This is a genomic window from Gordonia crocea (assembly GCF_009932435.1).
Taxonomy (GTDB): Bacteria; Actinomycetota; Actinomycetes; order Mycobacteriales; family Mycobacteriaceae; genus Gordonia; species Gordonia crocea.
In genome coordinates this window covers 135,557-158,090 of record NZ_BJOU01000002.1, presented here as the reverse complement: position 1 = coordinate 158,090, position 22,534 = coordinate 135,557, and the positions used below count along the sequence as shown (strand labels likewise).

Here is a 22,534-nt window from a genome sequence, read left to right as displayed (position 1 = left end):
TCGGACCGGCACAACGTAACAAGAGATTTCCGGGTGGAACGCGGCTCGACGCGGCGCTCACCGCGACGGCGTGCGCCCCATCCATGCCTGTGCTAGCCGACGATGAACCAGGCGACCACGACGAGGACCAACAGGGCAATCAGGGCCATGGTGACCGGGGAGCGCTTCACGACACACCTCCCCGTCCCGGACCGTCCGAGGGACCGGTGCGGCCCGCCGCACCGCCGTCGGACGTCAACGCGGCGGGCAACCGAGCGCTGACCTGCGACTTCCAGGCTGCCGAGAAGAATGCCCCGACCCGCGCCGCGACGCCGGTGACCACCTCGACGACCTGTGAGAGGACCAACGCGGCGCCGATCGCCAGCGGTACGACGACCACCAGGGTGACCAGCAGTTGCGGCACGAACGGAAGCCGGATGAGCCACTCCTCCACACCGTCCCACCAGGACAGGAAACCGGCCACCGTCGCCACCCACTTACAAATCAGCGTGATCGAAAAGCGGCGTCGCCGCCACCCCATCCGAGCATAGCCGTCACAGGTAAGTCCCCACCGGGACCGCCGCCACATAGTCCCGGGCACCGATCACCTCGAGCATCGTCGCGGTGGTCACCTCGGGCCCGTCGAGGAGGACTGCCCGGCGCACCGCCTCGACCACGTCGGCACCACTGCGGCCGACCGGGAAAGCGGTGGCGACGCGCGGCACGTCCACCACCGCGAGCGGCAGTGCATCGAGCAGTTCGCGCAGGATGCCGGCCACCGCCGCATCGGTGGGCGCCGCCAGTTCGACGATGGAGTCGAACCGTGCGGCTCGCGTCGCGGCGTGGTCGATGGCCTTGGGGTCGTTCGTGGTCGCGATGGTGAGCACTCGGTCGAGCTTGTCGGCGCCGTCGAGCGCGGCCAACAGCGCGCCCAGCGCACCGTCGTTGCCGTCGCCGCGGCGCCGCACGTGGAGATCGACGTCGTCGAGCAACACCACCATCGGCCCCAGCTCCGCCGCCGCCCGATACAACTCGGCGATCCCGGAGGCCATCGCGGAGGCGTCGGCGACGACGACGGTGAACTCGCCGACGAGCTCGCTCATCACCGATCGGGCGACCGCCGTCTTCCCCACGCCCGGGGGCCCGGCCAGCATGAGTCCGCGGCTGGTCGACAGTCCGATGGCGCGCAGGGTTTCGTAGCGGGTGGTCACCGCCGACACGGCGAGGTCGACCTCGCGCCACACGTGTGCCGGCACCTGCACCCGGGTGCGCGGCGCCTCGATCCCCTCGATCACCGAGAACTCCAGACCGTGGTCGTAGCCCGCGCGAATGAACCTGCCGCGCAACGGGTTCCGCTCGCGGATCCGTCGGGTCAACTCGCTGACCGCGGACCGTGCCGACTCGTCGGCCCCGCGCGGCGTCATCACCGTGACCCGGCTGCGCGCGTATCCGGGGTGGGCACAGATCTGGATCGCCATCGGGCCCGGGCCGAACGGGTTGTCCGGCGCGAACGCGAAGGTGGCATCGCTCGGGATGGAGAACTCGTCCTGTCCGACGGTGTGTTGCACCCACTGTGGCGGGTCGTCGTCCTCGTCGGGGCCGATTACCGCACCATGGGCATCGGCCAGTTCGGCGACGACCAGGCCGGCGGCCACCACGGTCGACGGTGCCAGGCGGAGATAGTGGGAGGCGAGCTCCCGGCGGGGCGCCCCGAGGTGCTCGCGCAGGAAGCCCTCGACGGTGGGGCGCGCATCCTTCGAGGCACCGGCCAGCACCGCGGCAAGCACCTCGATGGTGCGCCGCACAGCGGGGATCTCACCGTCGACGATCTCGTCGAGAGTCGGTGCGCTCATGGGAAACTCGGCCTTGCTTTCTGGTCTTCGCCCCCGGGCCGGTTCGCCCGGGCAGTGGACCAGATTCGCAGGCGCACCCCGCACCGGGCAACCGAATTATCTCGGCGCCGGCGTAGCAGCGGAGCGTCAGGCCAGGCCGCGGCGGCGCAGCAGCGGTGCCACTTCGGCTGACCCGCCGATGAGGTCGCGGTGTGCCGCGATTGGGTCGACGCTGTCGCCCTTCGACAGGATCAGCTCGGCAAAGCGCCGCCCCGATTCCCGGTCCAGGCCGCCATGGGCGTCGAACCACTCGCGCGTCGCGGCGTCGAGCACCTCCGACCAGATGTAGGCGTAGTAAGCCGACGAATAGCCGCCGGCGAAGATGTGGTTGAAGTACGGGCTCCGATACCGCGGCGGGATGTAGGCCGCCGCCACCCCGGAGCCGTTCAACGACCGGGTCTCGACATAGGAGAACACTTCGGGGGCACCGCCCAGGTCGAGGTCGGCGAGGTCCGCAGTGGTCAGGCGGTGCCACCCGAGGTCGACGATCGCAGCACCGAGGTACTCGACGGTCGCATGCGCGGTCTCGGTGACCGAGGTGGCGCGGACCTGCTCGAGGAGTTCGGCCGGCGCCGGCTCCCCCGTCTCGACGTGCCGCGCGTAATGGCCGACGACGTCGGGGTGCAGCGCCCAGTGCTCGTTGACCTGCGACGGGAACTCCACGAAATCGCGTGGCACCGAGGTACCCGACTGCGAGGCGAATCGGACGTCGGAGAGCAACCCGTGCAGCGCGTGTCCGAACTCGTGGAACAGCGTCATCAACTGGTCGACGCTGAGCAGCGTCGGCCGCCCCTCGTCGGGTTTGGGGATGTTGAGGACGTTGACGACGACCGGCGCGGTCCCCTGCTCGCGCGACTGCTCGACGAAGGAGGTCATCCACGCCCCGCCCCGCTTGGTGGGCCGGGCGTAGTAATCGCCAAGATAAAGGCCGATTCCGGCGCCGGTATCATCGAAGACCTCGAACACCCGCACATCCGGGTGATACCCCGCCAGATCGGTGCGCTCCTCGAAGCGCAGGCCGTAAAGCTGTCCGGCGGCGTAGAACACCCCGTCGCGCAGCACCCGGTCGAGTTCGCAGTAGTCGGCGAAAGCGTCGATATCGACGCCGGCCTGCGCCTTCTGATACCGGGCCAGCCAGTAGGTGTAGTCCCAGGCCGTCAAATCCCCGCCGGCGAGGTCGCGCAACGCCGCTTCCTCCGCAGCGGCGGCCGGACCCACCGCGGCGGCGACGTCGGCCAACAGGCCCTCGACTGCACCGACATCCGGTGCGGTCTCCTCCTCGACGACGTAGGCCGCGTGGTCGCGATAGCCGAGCAGTTCCGCGCGTTGGGCCCGCAATCCGACGATCTCGGCGATGAGCCGCGTGGTGTCGAACTCGTTGCCGCGCGAACCGCGCGCCAGCGAGGCCTCGAACACCCGGCGGCGCGCGATCGGGTCGGTGAGTTCGGCAACGCTGGACTGGCTCGACGGGAGCTCCATCGCGACGAGGAAGCCGTCGAGGCCGGCGTCGGCGGCCTTTGTGCGGGCCGCGGCCACCGCCCCGGCCGGGAGTCCGTCGAGGTGGGCCTCGTCGTCGAAGTGGACCGCCGAGGCGTTCGCCTCGTCGAGGATCAGGCGCCCGAACTCGGTGGTGAGGTCGGCCAAGCGCGCGGTGATGGTGCGCATCTGTTCGCGACCGTCGTCGTCGAGGGCCGCACCGGCCCGCACCATGTCGCGATACCGCTGGTCGAGCAGACGGTATTCGTCGGTGTCCAGGTCGAGCTCGTCACGCCGCTGCCACACCGCGGCCACCCGGGCGAACAACGCCGGGTCGGACGCGATGGTGGCGTGGTGCTCGGCCAGGCGCGGCGCCAACTCGGCGGCGATCTCGATTCGTTCGGCCGTCGAGTCCGGCCCCAGGACGCCGTAGAAGACCCGGGTGGCATTCGCCAGCGCGCGGCCCGAATTCTCCAGCGCGAGAACGGTATTGGCGAAATCCGCGTCCGCCGCAACGGCGAGGATCGCGTCCACCTCCGCACGCTGGGCGGCCATCGCCTCGGTGATGGCCGGCGCGAAATCCGCGTCGGAGATCGCCGCGAAGTCCGGCAATCCGTAGGGCAGCGGACTCTCCGACGAAACGGCGTTCTGCGGCACCGGCTATTTCCCCTTCGGTTTGTCCCCGGCTGCGTCCGAGGAGAGCGCGGCGACAAAGGCCTCCTGGGGCACTTCGACCCGGCCGATCGTCTTCATCCGCTTCTTGCCTTCCTTCTGCTTCTCCAGCAGCTTGCGCTTACGGCTGATGTCACCGCCGTAGCACTTGGCGAGCACGTCCTTGCGGATCGCGCGGATGTTCTCGCGGGCGATGATCTTCGATCCGATCGCCGCCTGGATGGGCACCTCGAACTGCTGGCGCGGAATGAGTTCCTTGAGCTTGAGTGCCATCTTGTTGCCGTAGGCGTAGGCGGCGTCGCGGTGCACAATCGCACTGAACGCGTCCACGGCCTCGCCCTGCAGCAGGATGTCGACCTTCACCAGGTCCGCCTGCGCCTCGCCGGACTCCTCGTAGTCCAGACTGGCGTAACCGCGGGTGCGCGACTTCAACGAGTCGAAGAAGTCGAAGATGATCTCGGCCATCGGCAGCGTGTAGCGGATCTCCACCCGCGTCTCCGACAGGTAGTCCATCCCGCCCAGTTCACCGCGGCGCGACTGGCACAGCTCCATGATCGCCCCGATGAATTCGCTCGGCGCGATGATCGTGGTCTTGGTGATGGGCTCGTAGATGTCCTTCGTCTTGCCGGTCGGCCAGTCCGACGGGTTGGTGACGATGTGTTCGGACCCGTCGTCCATCACCACCCGGTACACGACGTTGGGCGCGGTGGAGATCAGGTTCAGATCGAACTCGCGCTCGAGGCGCTCGCGGGTGATCTCCATGTGCAGCAGGCCCAGGAACCCACAGCGGAAGCCGAAGCCGAGGGCCACCGACGTCTCCGGTTCGAAGGTCAGGGCCGCGTCGTTGAGCTGCAGCTTCTCCAGCGCCTCGCGCAGCACCGGGTAGTCCGAGCCGTCCACCGGGTACAGCCCGGAATAGACCATCGGGACGGGCTCGCGGTAGCCGGTCAACGCCTCGGTGGCACCGTGGCGGGCCGTCGTCACGGTGTCGCCGACCTTCGATTGGCGCACGTCCTTGACGCCGGTGATCAGGTAGCCCACCTCGCCCACGCCGAGCCCCTTGGAGGGCTTCGGCTCGGGCGAGACGATGCCGACCTCGAGGAGCTCGTGGGTGGCACCGGTCGACATCATCGCGATCTTCTCGCGGGGGACGATCTTGCCGTCGACGACACGGACGTAGGTGACCACGCCGCGGTAGGTGTCGTAGACCGAATCGAAGATCATCGCGCGAGCCGGCGCGTCGGGGTCGCCCACCGGGGCCGGCACCTTCTCGATGACCCGGTCCAACAGTGTCGCGACGCCCTCGCCGGTTTTGCCCGACACCCGCAACACCTCGTCGGGCTCGCAGCCGACGATGTGGGCGAGCTCGGCCGCGTAGCGCTCGGGATCGGCGGCCGGAAGGTCGATCTTGTTGAGGACCGGGATGATCTCCAGGTCGTTCTCCATCGCCAGGTAGAGGTTCGCCAGCGTCTGCGCTTCGATGCCCTGCGCCGCGTCGACGAGCAGGATCGCGCCTTCGCAGGCCTCCAGCGCACGGCTGACCTCGTAGGTGAAGTCGACGTGGCCGGGGGTGTCGATGAGGTGGATGACGTAGTCGGTGGTGGTGCCGTCCTCGTCGGTCACCTGCCACGGCAGCCGCACGTTTTGCGCCTTGATGGTGATGCCGCGCTCGCGCTCGATGTCCATCCGGTCGAGGTACTGCGCACGCATCTGCCGCTCCTCGACGACTCCGGTCAACTGGAGCATGCGGTCGGCCAGCGTCGACTTGCCATGGTCGATGTGGGCGATGATGCAGAAGTTGCGGATGCGCGTCGGGTCGGTGAACGTGGTGTCGGCAAAGCTGGAAATGAGAATCGCTCCTCGGTGAAAGGTCGGCCTCCAGTCTGTCATGCCCGTGCCGATCAGCCACCCGCGGCCTACGGTAGTGGCGTGCGCACCCTCACCGCCCCCGATGTCGCCGCCGACCTGCACGAACCCGACGACGATCCGTGGGCTGCCATCGTGCTCGCCCACGGGGCGGGGGGAAACCGCGGCGCGGCGATCCTGCGCGCCTATGCCGACGAGTTCTGTGCGCGCGGAATGCTCGTCGCCCGGATCGACCTCCCGTACCGGCAACGCCGCCCCAAAGGTCCGCCCGGCCGAGCCGACGCCCAGCGTGACCGCGACGGAATCGCCGCAGCCGCGGCCGCGGTGGCCGCATTGACCGACGCCCCGTTGATCCTCGGCGGCCACTCCTACGGTGGGCGCCAGGCCTCCATGCTCGTGGCCGAGCAGCCCGGCCTTGCCGCCGGGCTCTTCCTCAGCTCCTACCCGCTGCATCCGCCGGGTAAGCCCGACCGGATGCGCACCGAGCACCTGCCGGACATCACCGTGCCAACCGTCGTCGTCCACGGTCGGAGCGATCCCTTCGCCAGTTCCGAGGAACTGGCCGCCGCCGTTGAGCTGATCCCGGCCCCGACGATGGTGGTCACCGTCGCCGCGCCCCACGCACTCAATCCAGAGCGCACCGGGGTCGCCGCGTTGGCCGCCGATGCCGTCGTGACGCTCTTGTCGCCGCAGTGATGCCGGTCGAACGATCGACCGTTGGACACACACAAATGCGCACGACGCGCTAGGCCGACCGAGACCACCATTCCTTGTCGGTCAAACGCCCGAACCGGTCGCGCGCCCACGCCGGAGTCACATTAAGGTTCCCCTCATGATCGCACGCAAAACCCTCGCCACCCTGGGCATCGCCACCGCCATCGCCGGTGGGGCCGCCCTGGTCCCCTCCGCCGTCCCCCAAGCCGACGCCTACACCTACAACTGGGGCGCCATCGCCTACGACTACAACGGGCGCGTCGTCGTCACCCGGGGCGACTACTCGTCGTCCAACGCCGCAGTCCGTGCAGTGAAGTCCCGCTGCGGCTCCCACTGCGGCCAGTTCAGCTTCTACAACTCGTGCGGCGCGGTGGCCTACAAGTTCACCGGTAGCCGGACGCGGGTCGGCACCGCTCGCGGATACGCCACCCGTGCCGCCGCCTCCAACGCCGCCCGCAGCCAAGCCGGCTACGGCTCGTACGTGCGCGGCTGGTCCTGCACCACCCGCTACAACTGATCCGCCACATTGACCCATCGACCCCACGGGCCACGCTCGTCGCCGACGGCGAGCGTGGCCCGTGCTGTCGTCTACCACCCGAACCTGGACGGGGATGCCGATCCGGGTGAAGTCGTGTGGACGTGGGTCCCGTTCGAGGAGGACGCGACCCAGGGCAAGGACCGGCCCGTCCTCATCGTGGGACGGGACGCCGCCGACGCCGAGCCCGACCACGTACTGGGCCTGATGCTGTCGAGCAAGGACTATCACGCGGGCGACCCGGAGTGGCGGGCGCTGGGCAGCGGTGTCTGGGACGACGACCACCGGCAGAGTTACGTGCGACTCGACCGGGTGCTCGTCATCGTCGCGGACGAGATCCGCCGCGAGGGCGCTGTCCTCGACCGCACCCGCTTTGAAACGATCGCGACGGAGTTGCGGCAGCACTACGGCTGGAAATGACGCGGCCGCCCTAGGTCCGTGCGGCCCGGCGCTGGCGAACCCGGTTGCGCACCCCGACCGCCCGACGGCGGGCTTTGCGGACCACGTTGCGCGCGGCGGACTCCCAGCGCGGCGGGGTCGCGGGAAGCGGTGCGATCTTCACCCACCCAGCCAGTGCGTCGAGCGCCGCGTCGAGGACCTCCTGCCGGTCGGGAGCAGCCGCGTCCGGCTCGGCCTGGTGCGCGACGCGCAGTTCGTCGAGTGACCCGACGACGTCGTAGCCGCGCTCGAGCACACCGGCAATCATCCGGTCGGCCTGGTCGGCCGCCCACTTCCGCTGGTCCGCCGACAGCCCTTGCGGCTCACCTCGCTCCCCGGCGAACAGCACCTGCCCGATCAGTTCGCCTTTCACGACGCGTTCGTAGCGCGCCCACTCGACGTCGTCGGGCTGCAGCCGGTCGTTGAGTTGGCGCAAGAACTCGGCCTGGGCGGCCGACAGGGATGAGTTGGCACTCTCAATCGGGGCCGACAAGGCGGCGGGATCGACACCGAGGACGCCGAGGAACCGTTCCCACAGCCCGTCGGCCCCCGCCGAACTGGCCCTGTCGGCCTTGGGCGGCACCGTGACCTTGTCGGCCTTGGGCGGCACCGTGATGAGGTGGATCCGCGATGGGGGCACCACCTGCGACCAGGCGTCGAGGATGCGGACGAAGTCTTGGAACTCCCAGAACGGCCCCTCTTCCCCGTGTGCCAAGTCGCCGCCGTCGGCGCGCTCGGCCACCGCGGCGACGAATTCGTCGAATGTGCCGCGACGCTGGTTCTTCACGTTCTCCTGCCACGCCGAGGGCAACTGCCGCGCCAGGTCGCGCGCGGTGACCACGACGTGGACCTCGTCGGCGAAATCCAGATCGGCGAGCAAGGTGGCGATCTGCTCGGAGTTGGCGGTGGCGAACAACTCGTGGGACACCAGACTCGTATCCGGCCAGGCACGCATCTGGGCGACCATCGTCGGCCAGGCCTGCTTGTGCTCGGGGTCCACCCAATCGAGGTAGCGCCTGGGTTGAAGGTGCGCCGCGGCGTGGAAGTGGTCGTCGATCGCGTCACCCGGATAGCACAGCCCGGCCCGTAGGGCGAGGTCCCGGTTGCGCCACAGCCGGTCTTGCAAATAGGTAGTCCCGGTTTTCGGCAGACCGATGTGAAGGAACACGACAGACATGAATCCCACCCTAGGTTCCGGTGCTCCCCGTTATGAGCGGGCCCGCACGATTTGGGTGGCCATGGGGCCGACTGGTAAAGTCGAGGGTCGTTGTCATCCCAGAACCAAGTAGAGGACAAACCCGCGTGGCAAACATCAAGTCGCAGGTCAAGCGCAACAAGACCAACGAGAAGGCGCGTCGACGCAACCAGTCGGTTCGCTCCGCCCTTCGCACGTCGATCCGCAAGTTCCGCGAGGCCGTCGAGGCCGGAGACAAGAAGGTTGCCGGCGAGCTCCTCGTCTCGACCAGCCGCGAGCTCGACAAGGCCGCCACCAAGGGCGTCATCCACGCCAACCAGGCCGCCAACAAGAAGTCGGCCATGGCTGTGGCCGTCAACAAGCTCTGACACTGATCTGACGCCGCACTGCGGCGCCTGATTCCCAATCCACCCCGGTGACGACCCACGCGGTCACCGGGGTGAATTGCGTTAACGAGCCGCTCCCCAAGCGGTTGGTCGAGCACCCAACGAGGTGTCCGCCGAGACGCCGGCTCTCGGCAAGTCCGGCATCGACCGCGAGCGTCGGCCACACCAACACATGGCGATAAGGTAGCGCCTGACAGACTCCACCCGTCGGGGCTGCCGCCAGTGCACAAGGTTCCACTTGCACCAGCAGAATGCGAACCCCTCGACCACAGGCCTGGGTCGCCGACATCGAGGCCGACGCACTCACAACAAATTCTGACACTGATCTGACGCCGCACTGCGGCGCCTGATTCCCAATCCACCCCGGTGACGACCCACGCGGTCACCGGGGTGAATTGCGTTCACCGCCCGCTTCAGAGGCGGCGTCCGTTGCCCGACCAGGCATCCGCCGAGACAGCTCGACTAAGACCTTCACCGCAGGTCAACGCGTTTTCCGACGCTTGTCAGACAGTCGGCGTACACTGGTCATTAGATACAAATACCACAGCACACAGTTTCTAACAGCGGTCCGCACACCACGATGCGAACCCGGGCCTGGGGGTCACATGAACCACGACGAACTCGCCACATTCGTCACCGAACTGGCCTATGATTTGGCGCCAGACGCCGTCGAATCCGGGACCGGCGTGGGTGCCTTGTTGGCGTCAGCGGAAGCGATCGCCGACGACAAGGCCGTGCTGGGGGTGATGGTCACCGCGGTCCGGATGGGCAACATCGCCTCCTACTTGTTGGCCGCCGCGACAGCGCGCGCCGAGGCCATCGGTATCCCGGTACGGCACCAGTTGAAGAACGGCCGTGACCTGTTGCGGGAATTGCCGCTGGCGCCTGCCACCATCAACCGGGTGGCCCGGTTGGCCCAGCACTTGGATGATCTGCCGAACCTGGTCCGCGAGGTCCGCGACGGCGACCTCACCGTCGAGCATGCGGATGCGGTGATCCGCGGTCTCGACCACATCGCCACCCGCATCGGCCCAACCGGTTTCGACGAGGTACGGGAGAAGACCGCGACCACATTGTTGGCGCATGCGCGGATTGATCAGCCCGCCCAAGTCATGGAGAAGGCCCGCGAACTGGGCCACGAGTTGGCGCCACTCGATCCGCCCTCCACCCCTCCGGCAGACAATCCGTCGTTGAACCAAGCAACGATCAGCCGGACTGACGAGGGGCGGGTGACCCTGGAGGCTGATCTGGATCAGTTGTCCGGCGAGAAACTCCACACCGCCCTGGATGCCCTGGCGAAGCCCATCCCGGCACCCGACGGCTCCCCCGATCCGCGTCCCCGGGCCCAACGCACCGCCGACGCCCTGGTCAGCGTGATCAGCAGCTACCTGGCATCACGGAATCGCCCGACGGTGGGAGGAATCGTCCCGCACATCACCATGACCGTGCCCTTGCCTGTCCTGGTACCCGACAGCCCTCTAGGCGAGGCTCACGCCGCATGCCTGGGATTCACCGGATCGGTATCAGCCGACACCGCACGGGAAATCGCCTGCGGCAGTGCTGAAGTCGCCGCGTTGATCACTGCGGATTCGGTGCCGTTGGATGCCAAACGTACCCAGCGGTTTGTCACCGGCACCCTGCGCCGCGCCCTGGAGGCACGCGATGGTGGTTGCCAGTTCCCCGGCTGCGGCAGTCCTCCAGCCTGCTGTGAAGGCCACCATATTCAACATTGGGCCGACGGGGGCGAGACGAACCTCAAAAACACGGTTCTGCTCTGTTCGTTGCATCACCACACGTATGTCCACGGCAAAGGCTGGAACATCCAGATCGGTTTCGACGGCCACCCGTGGTTCCAGAGTCCCGAAGGAGGTGACTGGATCCGCTGCCACAACCGACGCACCCTCACCCTCGCCGACCACGCCGCCGCCTAGCACCACCGTTCACCTGAGCTTTCCACCCAGCGATTTCAACCCAGCACAGCACCTTCGGCCCCCGGGCCACACACGTACCTTGAGAACTTCATAACGAAAACGGCCCCGGTCGGGGCCGGTCCACTACCCCGGCAGCCGATGCCTGGTGCACGAACGGCCCCGACCACACCGCCCCGAACTGGTGTCCTGGTTGCTAGCCGCGCCCGCGTCGCGGCCGGAGCCCGGCCACCGTCGAGACCGCGTGTTCGAGGCTGTAGTCGGCATCGGCGGCCTGCCCTTTGACGTCGCCGTTGAGCTTGGCGACGACCACGGCGGCGGCCCCGATCGACTCGGTGTCCCACGCCGTCGCCTGCGACTGCAGCTTCTTCACCCGACTCGGCGGCATGCCCAACTCGGAGGCGGCGGCCTGCGGATTGATCGATCCCAGACCGCGGACCCGGGCGATGCCGTGAACGGCCTCGGCGAGGGCGTCGGCAAGGATCACCCGCGGGACCCCGTGGTGCATGGCCCACGCCAACGCCTCCAACGCCCCGGAGCGATCACCGGTGACGGCCTTGTCGGCGATCTCGAAGCCCTTCACCTCGGCGCGACCGGAGTAGTAGGTCTGGACGGCGGCCTCGGTGACCTTGCCGCCGGTATCGGCGACAAGCTGGCTCACCGCCGCAGCCAACTCACGCAGGTCGGAGCCGACATTGGCGAGCATCAGCTCCACCACGTCCCGCGACACGCGAACTCCGGTCGCCTGGAACTCGCGTCGAACGAAATCGGCGCGATCCGACGGCCAACGCGGTGTCGCACAGTCGACGACCTGCGCGCCGGCCTTCTGCAGTACGCCGACCATCGCCTTGGTACGACCGCCGCCGGTATGCGCGACGACGAGGGTGATGCCGTCCGGAATGTCGTGGAGCGCCGAGGTGATCACCGCCGCGGGCTCCTTGCCCGCCTCGGCCGCGGCCTCCACGACGATCACCCGCGCGTCACCGAACAGCGACGGGCTCAGCAACTCGCTGAGTTCGGCCGCGGTCACCTCCCCGGCCCGTACCCGGGTCACCGGGACCGGTTCGGAACCCTCCCGCCCGATCTCGGCGGTGAGCTGCGAAACCGCCCGCTCGATCAAGAAATCGTTGTCGCCGAGGAGTAGGTGCAAGGGTGCGGTCACGGGCTCAATCGTGCCACCCCGCCATCCCCCTCGGCCACGCACGGCGGTAGCGGCGCCACAGGCGGCGCACGCCCAGGGCCCCAACCGCGACGCCGAGAACCAGCAGCGGTGTCACCGGGACCGCCGCCCACGTCTCGCCGAGACGATGCGCGACGACGAGGATCCACCACAGCCCCGGTTCACACGCGGACACCACGACCCGCGCCAACGCGGTCGATACGGCCACGTCGGGCACCGCGAGGACCATCGCCAACGCACCGAGTAGCGTCACCACCGGAATCACCGGAGCGACGGCCAGATTCGCGAGCACGGCGGTGAGGCTGAGCCGCCCGGAGATCATCGCCACCAGCGGCGCAGTCGCCAGGTAGGCGACAACGGCCATCGCCACCGCATCGGCCGCGCCGCGCGGCACCCCGCGCTCGAGAAGCCGATCACGCAGGTGCGGCGACCACACGATGAGAGCCGCCGTCGCGGCCACCGACATGGCAAACCCGGCGTCGACGGCCAGCGTCGGCCACACCAGCAACGCCACCACGACCGCCGCGGCGAGCGCCGGCATCGCCTCTCGCCGTCGCGACGCCACCATCGCCAACAGTCCGATACCGCCCATGATCGCCGCGCGGATCACGCTCGGCGACAACTGGACCAACACGGCGAACGCCACCGTGACCACCAGACCGACCGCCACGGTGACCCGCACCGACCCGGCCACCAGAGCCGCCAGCAGCACCGCGGTCCCGACGATGAGGGCGAAATTCGCCCCAGACACCGCAAGAAGATGGGTGAGTCCAGCTCGGCGGAACTGCTCGTCGACCCCGGACTCCCCCATGCTCGTGTCCCCCACGACCAGACCGGGCAACAACCCGGCCTCTCGGTGCCCGAGCCCCTCGGCACAGACCTGCCGGAACCGCGAGCGCACCGTTTCCGCAGCCCGCAGGTACACCGGTGCCCGCCCGGCGATCTGCGGGGGCCCGCGGGCAGTCAACGCGGCTGCCACCAATCCCCGACCGGCGGGCACCCGCACCCGCGCGGACACCCGGACCGGCACCCCGACCTGGACGCCGAGCCATTCGCCCGTCACCCTCGGCGCGCCGCTCGCGAACACCAGCACGTCCGCCGGCGCCACCCGTTGACCGTCCACCGCGACGAGACGGGCACGCACCCACACCAGATCCGGGTGGGCGGCGCTGACCTTCGGGTCCTCGGTCGCGGTGATCACCACGGCGACGGCACCGCCGTCGAACTGGCGGACCGGATGGGCGTCGACCCGGTCGGCGCGAACGAGGAGGGCGACGCCGATCCCGGCGGCCAGGCCGGTGGCGGCAAGGACGCTGGCGGGGTCCACGCGTCCGAGCCGCGGTGCGACGAGAACGGCCACCGACGTCCCGATGGCCCCGAGAATCACCGCAACGAGGACACCGCGTGAAGCAGTGAGGCCGATTCCGGTCACCGCCCAGCACGCCGCGGCCGGCACGACCAGGCGCAGATCCACCGCTCACCGACCCCCGACGGTCACCAGTTCACGCAGGCGCTGCAGGCGGGCCGGACCGATCCCGTCGACCTCGGCAAGTTGATCCACCGAGGTGAAACCGCCATGCGCCGTGCGCCAGTCGACGATCGCTTTGGCCGTCACCGGCCCGACGCCGGGCAGACCGTCGAGTTGGTCCGCGGTCGCCGTGTTGAGGTCGACCCGGCCGGTCGGCCCGGTCCGGGGCGCCGCACCGTCGGAGCCCGCGCCGGGAGCGGGCTGCCCCGGCCCGGTGTTCGACGACGACCCGTCGACCCCCAAGACGGTGCTGCGCAGACCTGCGCGGCCCGGCGCGTCGGCGAGGCCGATCACCACCTGGTCGCCGTCGCGCAGCGGGCGCGCCAGGTTCACCGAGACGAGATCGGCTCCCGGCCTCGCGCCACCGGCCGCCCGCACCGCGTCGGCGACCCGCGCCTGCGGAGCAAGGCGCACGAGTCCGGGGCGGTAGACCAACCCGACCACGCTGATCACGATGCGCGCCGGAACAGCAGAGGTACCGGTCGCCGACGCGCCCGGACCGCTCGGGCTGGTCGGCCCCGCCGACGCCGGGAAATCCACCACCGGGACCGCGGCGTCGGGTGCGCGCAAGGCAAGGTAGGCGGCGATCAACGTTGCGATCAGGCCCACCGACACCAAGCCCACCGCCGCGGGCGGAACCGTTGTCCAGCGGTGCCGCCGATCGCCAGGACGCTCGTCGGCCTCCTCCTGCGCCAGGTCGGCGAGCGAAAAGTCGGCCGCGCGAGGCGGGCCATCCCCGGCGGTGTCATCCCAGCCGGTGTCATCCCAACCAGGATCATCCCAGCTGGTCGGGTCGAGCCACTGCGGCGTCGGCACGCCGCGATCGACGTCGCCGGCGCCGGCGCTGCCGCTGTCGCCGATCCCCCCGTCCTCAGGCACTCGGTCGGCCGAGGCCCCGACGGCCAGCCGCTCGAGCCGCCGACGCACCACCGCCGGTTCGGCCGTTCGCATTCTCCCCATGCGGCGACGCTACGTCGGCCCCGTCGCCCGGCCCGCCGCGGATCGGGCCCGCGCCCCGCCTGCCTGTGGACGACACAGAACTGTGCACGCCACCCAGGACTGTTACCCCAGCGGCAGCCCATCCGCGTCGGGCTGTGGTGAACTGGTCGTCATGGCCGACTACCCCGACCTGGCGACCCTGGTCCTATTGCGCAAGGTGCGCGACCGGATGGACCGGGACTATGCCGAGCCGCTCGACGTCGAGTCGCTCGCGCGGGGTGTGCACCTGTCGGCCGGCCACTTGAGCCGCCAGTTCAAAGCCGCCTACGGTGAATCGCCCTACTCGTATCTGATGACCCGGCGCATCGAGCGGGCGATGACGCTGCTGCGCCGCGGCGATCTCAGCGTCACCGACGTCTGCTTTGCCGTGGGCTGCTCGTCGTTGGGTACCTTCAGCACCCGGTTCCGCGAACTCACCGGGGTCTCGCCCAGTGCCTACCGCGACCATTGGGACTCCCCCGACGAGCTCGCCGAGCTCGGCATCATCCCGCTTCCCGGCCTGCTGCCCTGCATCGCCAAGCAGGTTTCCAAACCGATCAGGAATCGAGAAGCGGCGAGCGGCCCGCGCTCCTAGCGTGGAACCCATGGCAACAACAATCAGAAGCAGCTTCCTCCCCCATCTGGATCCCGACGAGTCGGTGGCGTTCTACCGCGACGTACTGGGCTTCGACGTCCGGCTCGACGTCGGCGGCGGCACCATGCGCTGGATCACCGTCGGCCCGCCGAACCAGCCCGACACCGCGATCGTGTTGCATCCGCCCGGCGTCGGCAACGACGTCACCGACGAGGAGCGCGAGGTCCTGCAGCGGCTGATCGCCAAGGGCAGCTACTTCGGCGTCAACCTGTCCACCGATGACCTCGACGCCACCTTCGCCGCCATCGAGGCGGCCGGCGCCGACATCGTCCAAGAACCGATGGAGCAGGACTGGGGTGCGCGTGACGCGGCGGTCCGCGACCCCGCGGGCAACATGATCCGCATCCAGGCCAACCCCGAGGAGACCCACTGATGAGCACCGACGGAAAGTTCAGCGAGACCGAGCGCGCAGCGATGAAGCAGCGCGCCGCCGAACTCAAGGCCGAGAAACAAACCGGCAAGGGTGCGGCAAAACGCGAGCGCGAGGCCAAGGCGTGCACGGACGCGATCGCGGCACTGACCGGCGCCGACCATGCGGTTGCCTCCCGCTACCACCAGATCGTGGCCGAGGAGGCCCCGGAGCTGGACCCGAAGACCTGGTACGGCTTCCCGTCGTACGCGCGGGACGGCAAGGTCGTCACCTTTGTGCAGCCGGCGTCGAAGTTCGACACCCGCTACCCGACGGTCGCCTTCAACGAGGACGCCGCGCTCGACGACGGCCCGATGTGGGCGACGGCCTTCGCGGTCCTGGAAATCACCGACGAGGTCGAGGCGAAGCTGCGCGAGCTGGTGCGGCGCGCCTGAACCCCGGGTACCGGTGCGTCAGCCCGCGTTCCGCACGGCGGCCCGGATCAGGTCGACGGTCATCGGGTCGAAGCCGATCAGCATGTGACCGCTGCGGATCCGGGGGTCGAGGTCCTGCAACACGATGTTGTTCCCACCGCTGACCCTGACCGATTCCGGGGCGGCGAATACGTCGCGGCGACTGGTGATCGTCGTGACCGCCACCCCGGGGTCGGTCGCATCCAGCTCGGCCAGGTAGCCCGATCCAGGCAGGAGCCGCAGCGCCATCGGGCAGACGACCTGCACGAGGCGCCGGGCCAGCGGTGCGCTGAACAGCCCCGCCCACCACCGGCGAAAGCCATGGTTCTGCGCACTGACCAGAACCACGCCGACAACGTCGGCCCGGGTACTGCGAACCAGGTCGCGGATGACGACCCCGCCGAAGGACTGCCCGACGAGAACGACCCGACCGGTACCGGTGGCGGCGCGCACCCGGGTGAGGAACTCCTCCAGCGCGTCGACCAACACGGCTGGTTCGCGCGTGCCCAATCCGGGAAGGTTGCAGGCGAAGACGCGCCGGCCGTCGGCGATCAAGCCCGGAACCAGCCGGTGCCAATAGAATTCGCCGGGAACGAACGATCCCGGCACAAGGACCACCGGCGCATCGGAACCGGTGACCGACCCGCCATCCCACTCATTGACGCCGTCCGGCCACCTGCTGCCGTCTGCGGCCGCCCGGACCGTCGATGCGATTCCCACCGTTGCTTGTGCGAGGACCCCCGCGGCACCGTCCATGACGAGTCACCCTACTGACGTACGACTCACCTATTGGACGAACCGGCAAAACCGCCGGGAGACTAGTCCAGCGGGGTCAACGTGGAGCCGATCGTCACCCCGACGGCGCCGGTACCGACATGGACGCTGAGCACCGGTCCCAGCGGCGTCGTCATCGACGTCACGACATCCGGGATCCGCGACTGCAACTCCGCCATCACCTGCTCGGCGGCCTCCGGGGCGTCGCTGTGCTGAACCCCGACGGACACCGGGCGCGCCCCGGCGATCTCGCAGGCCGCATCGATCATCTTGGCGACGGCCTTGGAGAAGGTGCGGTGCCGTTCCCGCAGCGTGAGAGACCCGTCGACGGTGTGCAGGATCGGCTTGATCGACAGTGCCGATCCCAGCATCCGGCTGGCCGCGCTGATGCGACCGCTGGAACGCAGATGATCCAGATCCGAGACGCAGATCATCGACTCGATGGTGGCCGCCTCGCGCACCGCGGACTCGTACACCGCGTCGCGGTCGCCGCCGCGGGCCGAGGCCTGCGCCGCCACCAGCGCGGTGAAACCGACCGCGAGGCCCACCGAGCGCGAGTCGACGACGCGGATCGCACCGTCGTACTGGTCGGCCACAACCCGCGCCGCGCTCCAGGTGCTGGAGAGCTTGCGCGACATGTGGACTGCCACGACCCCGTCGCCCTTGGAATCCTTGAGCGCTTTGGCGAACGTCTTCTCCAGATCGGCCGGGGTCGCGCCCGAGGTGGTCACCCCCGGCGTGGCGAGGACCTCGGCCGGGATCTCGTCCACCGTCTCGCGGTAGTCGACACCGTCACAGACGATATGCAGCGGTACCTGGCGGATGCGAAAGCGAGTGGCGATCTCGGGCGGCAGGCAACACGACGAATCGGTGACGACGACGACGGGCACGCGTCTACGTTAGCCGGTCGGGTCCGGGGTTGCTGCGCCCGGACTCGAGCACCGGCCCCACCCCGGCGACCACCACCTCGGCGATCCGTTCGTGACAGCGCAAACCCCAGTGGATGCCGTCGGGGTTCATGTCCTCCGGGTGGTTGCCGAACTCGTCGAGCGTCGTCGGGTAGAAGTCGACGGTGGCCACGCCGTTGGCCTGCGCCCACTCGCGCATCGCGGTGGTGGTGGGCACCCGGCCGCGGTGCACCTTGCCGTAGTACGGGCTGGCGTGGGTCGGGGGCAGGCACAGCACGATCGGCAGGTCCGGGCGCAGTTGGACCAGGGCGTCGCGCACCTTCTCCAGGTACTCGACGGTGATGCGCGGGGGCAGCGCCAACGGCCAGCCCAGGTGTGCCGCCCGCGGCTGCACCCAGGCGTATCCGTCGCGCACGACCTGCCGCAGCCGACTGGGCCGCAGATAGCGGATCTGCTCCCTCAGCGCGGTGGGCAATGGCGACGGCAACGAATCCATGCCGCCGTAGGCCAGGACGACGACCTCGGCCGTGGGCAGCGCCGCCCAGATCCGCGGGTCCTGCGTGATCGCCCACCAGATGTCGCGACTGGTCCACCCGATGCGACCGAAGAGCTCCACCGAGCGCCCCAACCGCTTCCCGACAATGCTGGGCCAGATGCGCGGGTCGTCGGCGGCCAGGCCGCCTTGGGGTCCGTAGTAGGCCAAGGAGTCCGACAACACGATGATCGAACCGGTAGGGCGATCGGTCATGACTCGTCGACCCCGCTGTTCCACACGTCCAGCCGCCACTTCGGCGCGGTACCGGCCGGGCCCAACTGATGTCCGGACAACTGCACCCAGCACGCGTTGCCCAACCCGCCGAGCGCCGGCCAGTCGGCGACCGGCAACCCGAGCAGCGAGGCGGTCAACGCGGCGATACAGCCGCCGTGGGCGACGAGCACGACCGGTGCCTCTGCCCGCGGACCGCTGCCCCAGTCGGGCAGCGTCTCGAGCAGTTCGCCGACGACGGGGGTGATGCGCGCGGCGACCTCGACGCGCGACTCCCCCTCCGGCGGCGCCCAGGTGGCGTCGTCGCGCCAGATGCGCCGGGCGTCGGGCGCCAGCGCATCGACCTCGGCGTGGGTCAGCCCCTGCCACCGGCCCAGGTACGTTTCCCGCAGGCGCGGGTCCCGCTCGACGGTGATCCCGGTGAGACTGCCGAGCCGGTCGGCCGTTTCCGCGGCGCGCCGCAAATCCGACGAGCGGATCAGCAGCGGATCGCGCTGGGCCAGTGCCGCGGCGGCCGCGGCGACCTGGCGCTTCCCCCGCTCGGACAGATCGGTGTCGAGCTGGCCCTGCATCCGGCTGGTCGCGTTGTAGACCGTCTCGCCGTGGCGCCACAGCAACAGGCGCCGCACCACCGGGGTGAGGCGCTCGACGCTGGTGTCGTGGGAATCGGGCCCCGCGATCACGGGGTCGGGTCCTCCGATGTCGCGTCGCCGAGGCCCAAATCGATCGTCGGGCAGTCCTTCCACAACCGCTCCAGCGCATAGAACTCGCGCTCGTCGGCGTGCAGGACGTGCACCACCATGTCGGTGTAGTCCAACAGCGCCCAGCGGCCCTCACGAGCCCCCTCGCGCCGGGCCGGCTTGTGCCCCGCCTCGCGCAGCCGGTCTTCGACCTCGTCGACGATCGAATTCACCTGGCGTTCGTTGTCGGCCGAGGCGATGAGGAAGACGTCGGTGATGACGAGTTGCTCCGACACGTCGATGGCGACGACGTCGGTGGCGATCTTGTCGGCGGCGGCGGCCCCGGCAATGCGGGCCATCTCCACCGATTCGGGTGCTGCGGTCATAGACACCAGCGTCTCACGACGAACCGCGCACTGCGGCCACCGGGTGTTACCGCGTGGACAGGTACAGCCACAGGAACACCGCGATGATCACCACGAGGCCCAGGACCGCCGCGACCAGCGCGGCGGTGCGCGCCGCCGCCGCGGACCGGTGCGCGAGCGCGTACTCGCCCGCGGCCCACTGCGGCTTCACCGACGCCGAGCGGTACACCGCGTACCAGCCGACGGGAAGGAACAGGGTGCACGACAGGACCGCCCATAGGAACCCGTCGGAAGGCTCCGGACCGGCCTCCTCCGGCGAGATCCGCGGGGTCGGCGGCGCCGGTGCCGGTTCGGTGACGACAGCTGCCTGGTCGGCGACGACAGCTGCCTGGTCGGCGACCACAGCTGCCTGGTCGGCGACCACAGCTGCCTGGTCGGCGACGACCGGGATCTGCTGCGTGATCGCCGCCGACGGCGCCGGCGACGGGGTGATGTTGGCCGCCCCGGCCGCGGCTACCGCAGTCGCCCCCACCGCAGCCGCCCGGTCACCGGTCACGGTGCGCCACAGCAGGTAGCCCAGGCAGACCAGGACGAACCAGAAGGCACCGACCGCCAGCGCGGTGCGGCCGGCGCTGGTGAAGCCCAGCAGGACCAACACGCCCACGAAGAACGCCAGCGTGAGATACGACGTGACGGGCGCACCGGGCACCGTGTAGTCCGTCGGCGGCAACAACCCCTTCTTGATCCGGTTGCGGTACACCAGGTGGCACACGATGATCGTCGACCACACCACGAGGATCCCGACGGTGGACACCGAGGTGATCCAGAGGAAGGCGCGTCGGGTGTCGATCACGTTGATGACGACGCCGATGACCATCACCGCCGCCGATAACACGATCCCCGCGACGGGGACGTGCCGCGATGACAGTGCGCTGAGCTGGTGCGGGGCGTCGCCGCGCATCGACAGCGACCGCAGCATCCGCCCGGTCGAGTAGATCCCCGAGTTGCACGACGAGAGCGCCGCGGTCAGCAGGACGAAGTTGATGATGCCGGCCGCCCCCGGGATGCCGACGTCCTCGAAGACCTGGACGAACGGACTGGTGCCCTCGTGAAAGTTCCGCCACCCCTTCACGCAGAGGATGACGAACAGGGCGCCCAGGTAGAAGATGCCGATGCGGAAGGGCACCGAGTTGATCGCGCGGCGCAGGGTGACCTTCGGGTTCTGCGCCTCACCGGCGGTGACCCCGACCAGCTCGACGCCAACATAGGCGAACATGACGATTTGCAGCACCAGCAGGGCGTTCCAGTGCCCGGTCGGGAAGAAGCCGCCGTCGTTCCACAGATTGTGGACCGACGGGCCGTGCTCGGGACCGAAGCCCGCAATCGGCATGAGGATGCCCAGGCCGATGATGATCATGCCGAAGATGGTGATGATCTTGATGCTCGAGAACCAGAACTCGGCGCGGCCGAAGACGCCGACCGAGATCAGGTTGGCGCAGAACAGGACCCCGAGGGACACCAGCGCGGTCAGCCACACCGGGATCACCGGCCACCAATAGTTGATGTATTTGCCGGCCACGGTGATCTCCGCCATGCAGGTCGTGACCCACACCGCCCAGTACGTCCAGCCCTGGCTGAACCCGGCGAAGCGGCCGAGGAACTCGTCGGCGTACTCGGAGATGCCGCCGGCCACCGGCCGGTAGAGCAGCAGTTCACCCAGCGCCCGCATCATGAAGAACACGGCAAGGCCGGCGACGCCGTAGGCCAGCAGCAGGGCCGGTCCGGCCATCTCGATCGCCGCGCCGGAGCCATAGAACAGCCCGGTGCCGATCGCGCCGCCGATGGCGATCATCTGCACGGTTCGCGTGGTGAGGCCGCGCTGGTAACCCTGGTCGGTGTCGACCGCTACGGCTGGGGTTCCGGTTGGTGCTGGCGCACTCGTCGTCACAGGGGCAACCCTCCAAGTCAGAGCCGGGAGGACTCTCCCGGCGAACTGCGGAATACTCTAGCGAGCGTCGCCCCCCGGCGCGCCGTCGCAACGAATTCTTAACGCACGGGCCTCAACCCGGCGCCGACACGCTCGGGCCCGGATGCGGCCAGCTGCGGTACAGGCCGCGCTTGGCGATGTATTGCACGACGCCGTCGGGTACGAGATACCAGACGGGCTGGCCGGCCGCCGCCCGCGCCCGGCACTCCGTCGACGAGATCGCCAATGCCGGGATCTCGAGCATGCGCAGCGTGTCGGCGGGCAGTTCGCGCAGATGTTTCGCCAGGTGGGTGGCCGACAACTCGTAGCCGGGCCGGCTCACGCCGACGAAGCGCGCCAGGGAGAACAGTTCGTCGAAATCTTGCCAGGACAGGATCGACTCGAGGGCGTCGGCACCGGTGATGAAGAACAGCTCCGCGTCGGGCAACTGTCGCCGCAGATCGCGCAGCGTGTCCACCGTGTAGGTGTTGCCCTCGCGGTCGATGTCGACGCGGCTCACCGAGAACCGCGGGTTCGACGCCGTGGCGATGACCGTCATCAGGTAGCGGTCCTCGGCCGGACTCACGTCGCGGGCCGAGTGCTGTTGCCCGTCGGTCGAGCCGGCGCGACCGGTCTTCTGCCACGGTTGGCCGGTGGGCACGAAGATGACCTCGTCGAGGCCGAAGCGGTGGGCGACCTCGCTACCGGCCACCAGGTGCCCGTTGTGGATCGGGTCGAAGGTGCCGCCCATGACCCCGATACGGCGGCGCCGTCCCCCCGACGCGGGGCGACCGGGTCCGGTCGGCGCATCTGCTGACATGGCGCCACAGC

Annotated in this window: 23 protein-coding genes and 1 pseudogene; 8 read left to right on the top strand and 16 right to left on the bottom strand. The window is 69.3% G+C overall.

Going from position 1 to position 22,534, the window contains the following annotated elements:
• Positions 1–166 precede the first annotated feature (166 nt).
• From nbrcactino_RS18030 to lepA, 4 genes are all read right to left on the bottom strand, one after another.
• Positions 167–463 carry a hypothetical protein gene (locus nbrcactino_RS18030; protein ID WP_186343390.1) on the bottom strand — a complete coding sequence of 99 codons (297 nt, stop codon included), beginning with the start codon at positions 461–463 and terminating at the stop codon, positions 167–169.
• A 70-nt stretch (positions 464–533) separates the two neighbouring features.
• Complete coding sequence (locus nbrcactino_RS12410) at positions 534–1,832, bottom strand: AAA family ATPase (RefSeq protein ID WP_161927867.1); 1,299 nt, start codon at positions 1,830–1,832, stop codon at positions 534–536.
• 126 nt (positions 1,833–1,958) lie between these two features.
• Positions 1,959–4,004: a M3 family metallopeptidase gene (locus tag nbrcactino_RS12405; protein WP_161927866.1), complete on the bottom strand. Its 2,046-nt coding sequence runs from the start codon at positions 4,002–4,004 to the stop codon at positions 1,959–1,961.
• Positions 4,005–4,007: 3 nt separating this feature from the next.
• A complete protein-coding gene (gene lepA, locus nbrcactino_RS12400) occupies positions 4,008–5,909 on the bottom strand; it encodes a translation elongation factor 4 (RefSeq protein WP_161927865.1) in 1,902 nt (633 codons plus the stop codon).
• Between the two features lie 39 nt (positions 5,910–5,948).
• Between lepA and nbrcactino_RS12395 the strand changes: the two genes are divergently transcribed.
• From nbrcactino_RS12395 to nbrcactino_RS12385, 3 genes are all read left to right on the top strand, one after another.
• Positions 5,949–6,581: an alpha/beta hydrolase family protein gene (locus nbrcactino_RS12395; RefSeq protein ID WP_161927864.1), complete on the top strand. Its 633-nt coding sequence runs from the start codon at positions 5,949–5,951 to the stop codon at positions 6,579–6,581.
• 136 nt (positions 6,582–6,717) lie between these two features.
• On the top strand, positions 6,718–7,116 hold the full coding sequence (locus nbrcactino_RS12390; RefSeq protein WP_161927863.1) for a DUF4189 domain-containing protein: 399 nt from the start codon (positions 6,718–6,720) through the stop codon (positions 7,114–7,116).
• Between the two features lie 54 nt (positions 7,117–7,170).
• Positions 7,171–7,554: a type II toxin-antitoxin system PemK/MazF family toxin gene (locus tag nbrcactino_RS12385; protein WP_161927862.1), complete on the top strand. Its 384-nt coding sequence runs from the start codon at positions 7,171–7,173 to the stop codon at positions 7,552–7,554.
• A gap of 10 nt (positions 7,555–7,564) precedes the next feature.
• Here nbrcactino_RS12385 and nbrcactino_RS12380 read toward each other — a convergent pair whose 3' ends face one another.
• A complete protein-coding gene (locus nbrcactino_RS12380) occupies positions 7,565–8,749 on the bottom strand; it encodes a sulfotransferase family protein (RefSeq protein ID WP_161927861.1) in 1,185 nt (394 codons plus the stop codon).
• Between the two features lie 125 nt (positions 8,750–8,874).
• Here nbrcactino_RS12380 and rpsT point away from each other — a divergent pair, with 125 nt between their 5' ends.
• Both rpsT and nbrcactino_RS12370 read left to right on the top strand, forming a co-directional pair.
• The gene (gene rpsT / locus nbrcactino_RS12375) at positions 8,875–9,135 is read left to right on the top strand and encodes a 30S ribosomal protein S20 (protein WP_161927860.1); all 261 of its coding nucleotides are present in this window, start codon (positions 8,875–8,877) and stop codon (positions 9,133–9,135) included.
• Between the two features lie 623 nt (positions 9,136–9,758).
• Positions 9,759–11,084 (top strand): HNH endonuclease signature motif containing protein, encoded by a 1,326-nt coding sequence (locus nbrcactino_RS12370; RefSeq protein WP_161927859.1) that lies wholly within the window; start codon positions 9,759–9,761, stop codon positions 11,082–11,084.
• 193 nt (positions 11,085–11,277) lie between these two features.
• On the opposite strand, the gene holA is transcribed toward nbrcactino_RS12370, so the two are convergent.
• Genes holA through nbrcactino_RS12355 form a run of 3 tightly spaced genes read right to left on the bottom strand, consistent with a single transcriptional unit; the run spans position 11,278 to position 14,740 of the window.
• Positions 11,278–12,243, bottom strand: coding sequence for a DNA polymerase III subunit delta (gene holA, locus nbrcactino_RS12365; protein WP_186343383.1), 966 nt, complete (start codon positions 12,241–12,243; stop codon positions 11,278–11,280).
• Positions 12,244–12,247: 4 nt separating this feature from the next.
• Positions 12,248–13,735, bottom strand: a complete 1,488-nt coding sequence (locus tag nbrcactino_RS12360; RefSeq protein WP_161927858.1) for a ComEC/Rec2 family competence protein — start codon at positions 13,733–13,735, stop codon at positions 12,248–12,250.
• A gap of 3 nt (positions 13,736–13,738) precedes the next feature.
• A complete protein-coding gene (locus nbrcactino_RS12355) occupies positions 13,739–14,740 on the bottom strand; it encodes a ComEA family DNA-binding protein (protein ID WP_371864580.1) in 1,002 nt (333 codons plus the stop codon).
• A 160-nt stretch (positions 14,741–14,900) separates the two neighbouring features.
• On the opposite strand from nbrcactino_RS12355, the gene nbrcactino_RS12350 reads away from it, so the two are divergent.
• The 3 genes from nbrcactino_RS12350 to nbrcactino_RS12340 are packed head-to-tail and all read left to right on the top strand — an operon-like array spanning position 14,901 to position 16,226.
• Positions 14,901–15,362 carry a helix-turn-helix transcriptional regulator gene (locus tag nbrcactino_RS12350; RefSeq protein ID WP_161927856.1) on the top strand — a complete coding sequence of 154 codons (462 nt, stop codon included), beginning with the start codon at positions 14,901–14,903 and terminating at the stop codon, positions 15,360–15,362.
• Between the two features lie 10 nt (positions 15,363–15,372).
• On the top strand, positions 15,373–15,795 hold the full coding sequence (locus tag nbrcactino_RS12345; protein ID WP_161927855.1) for a VOC family protein: 423 nt from the start codon (positions 15,373–15,375) through the stop codon (positions 15,793–15,795).
• Positions 15,795–16,226 carry a hypothetical protein gene (locus tag nbrcactino_RS12340; RefSeq protein WP_161927854.1) on the top strand — a complete coding sequence of 144 codons (432 nt, stop codon included), beginning with the start codon at positions 15,795–15,797 and terminating at the stop codon, positions 16,224–16,226. Before nbrcactino_RS12345 ends, nbrcactino_RS12340 begins: the two co-directional genes overlap by 1 nt.
• 18 nt (positions 16,227–16,244) lie before the next feature.
• On the opposite strand, the gene nbrcactino_RS12335 is transcribed toward nbrcactino_RS12340, so the two are convergent.
• The 8 genes and pseudogenes from nbrcactino_RS12335 to nadD all read right to left on the bottom strand — a co-directional run bounded on the left by nbrcactino_RS12335 (position 16,245) and on the right by nadD (position 22,523).
• Positions 16,245–17,000 carry an esterase/lipase family protein gene (locus nbrcactino_RS12335; RefSeq protein WP_161927853.1) on the bottom strand — a complete coding sequence of 252 codons (756 nt, stop codon included), beginning with the start codon at positions 16,998–17,000 and terminating at the stop codon, positions 16,245–16,247.
• 62 nt (positions 17,001–17,062) lie between these two features.
• Positions 17,063–17,908, bottom strand: a complete 846-nt coding sequence (locus tag nbrcactino_RS12330) for a DegV family protein (RefSeq protein WP_161927852.1) — start codon at positions 17,906–17,908, stop codon at positions 17,063–17,065.
• 4 nt (positions 17,909–17,912) lie between these two features.
• On the bottom strand, positions 17,913–18,674 hold the full coding sequence (gene octT / locus nbrcactino_RS12325; RefSeq protein ID WP_161927851.1) for a diglucosylglycerate octanoyltransferase: 762 nt from the start codon (positions 18,672–18,674) through the stop codon (positions 17,913–17,915).
• Positions 18,671–19,375: a histidine phosphatase family protein gene (locus nbrcactino_RS12320; protein WP_161927850.1), complete on the bottom strand. Its 705-nt coding sequence runs from the start codon at positions 19,373–19,375 to the stop codon at positions 18,671–18,673. The genes octT and nbrcactino_RS12320 overlap by 4 nt, the downstream gene beginning before the upstream one ends.
• Positions 19,372–19,758: a ribosome silencing factor gene (gene rsfS / locus nbrcactino_RS12315; RefSeq protein WP_161927849.1), complete on the bottom strand. Its 387-nt coding sequence runs from the start codon at positions 19,756–19,758 to the stop codon at positions 19,372–19,374. The genes nbrcactino_RS12320 and rsfS overlap by 4 nt, the downstream gene beginning before the upstream one ends.
• Positions 19,759–19,804: 46 nt before the next feature.
• Positions 19,805–20,140, bottom strand: coding sequence for a CD225/dispanin family protein (locus nbrcactino_RS18200; RefSeq protein WP_228460869.1), 336 nt, complete (start codon positions 20,138–20,140; stop codon positions 19,805–19,807).
• A 135-nt stretch (positions 20,141–20,275) separates the two neighbouring features.
• Positions 20,276–21,685 (bottom strand): annotated as a pseudogene (locus nbrcactino_RS12310) (amino acid permease); the annotation flags it as partial.
• A 112-nt stretch (positions 21,686–21,797) separates the two neighbouring features.
• Positions 21,798–22,523 carry a nicotinate-nucleotide adenylyltransferase gene (gene nadD, locus nbrcactino_RS12305; RefSeq protein ID WP_161927847.1) on the bottom strand — a complete coding sequence of 242 codons (726 nt, stop codon included), beginning with the start codon at positions 22,521–22,523 and terminating at the stop codon, positions 21,798–21,800.
• Positions 22,524–22,534 lie beyond the last annotated feature (11 nt).

What these genes read in the sequence shown, in the direction of transcription:
- nbrcactino_RS12410 (WP_161927867.1), bottom strand. Translation starts at nt 1,832, where the DNA reads ATGAGCGCACCGACTCTCGACGAGATCGTCGACGGTGAGATCCCCGCT.
- lepA (WP_161927865.1), bottom strand. Translation starts at nt 5,909, where the DNA reads ATGACAGACTGGAGGCCGACCTTTCACCGAGGAGCGATTCTCATTTCC.
- nbrcactino_RS12390 (WP_161927863.1), top strand. Translation starts at nt 6,718, where the DNA reads ATGATCGCACGCAAAACCCTCGCCACCCTGGGCATCGCCACCGCCATC.
- nbrcactino_RS12380 (WP_161927861.1), bottom strand. Translation starts at nt 8,749, where the DNA reads ATGTCTGTCGTGTTCCTTCACATCGGTCTGCCGAAAACCGGGACTACC.
- nbrcactino_RS12370 (WP_161927859.1), top strand. Translation starts at nt 9,759, where the DNA reads ATGAACCACGACGAACTCGCCACATTCGTCACCGAACTGGCCTATGAT.
- nbrcactino_RS12355 (WP_371864580.1), bottom strand. Translation starts at nt 14,740, where the DNA reads ATGCGAACGGCCGAACCGGCGGTGGTGCGTCGGCGGCTCGAGCGGCTG.
- nbrcactino_RS12350 (WP_161927856.1), top strand. Translation starts at nt 14,901, where the DNA reads ATGGCCGACTACCCCGACCTGGCGACCCTGGTCCTATTGCGCAAGGTG.
- nbrcactino_RS12345 (WP_161927855.1), top strand. Translation starts at nt 15,373, where the DNA reads ATGGCAACAACAATCAGAAGCAGCTTCCTCCCCCATCTGGATCCCGAC.
- nbrcactino_RS12340 (WP_161927854.1), top strand. Translation starts at nt 15,795, where the DNA reads ATGAGCACCGACGGAAAGTTCAGCGAGACCGAGCGCGCAGCGATGAAG.
- nbrcactino_RS12335 (WP_161927853.1), bottom strand. Translation starts at nt 17,000, where the DNA reads ATGGACGGTGCCGCGGGGGTCCTCGCACAAGCAACGGTGGGAATCGCA.
- octT (WP_161927851.1), bottom strand. Translation starts at nt 18,674, where the DNA reads ATGACCGATCGCCCTACCGGTTCGATCATCGTGTTGTCGGACTCCTTG.
- rsfS (WP_161927849.1), bottom strand. Translation starts at nt 19,758, where the DNA reads ATGACCGCAGCACCCGAATCGGTGGAGATGGCCCGCATTGCCGGGGCC.
- nadD (WP_161927847.1), bottom strand. Translation starts at nt 22,523, where the DNA reads ATGTCAGCAGATGCGCCGACCGGACCCGGTCGCCCCGCGTCGGGGGGA.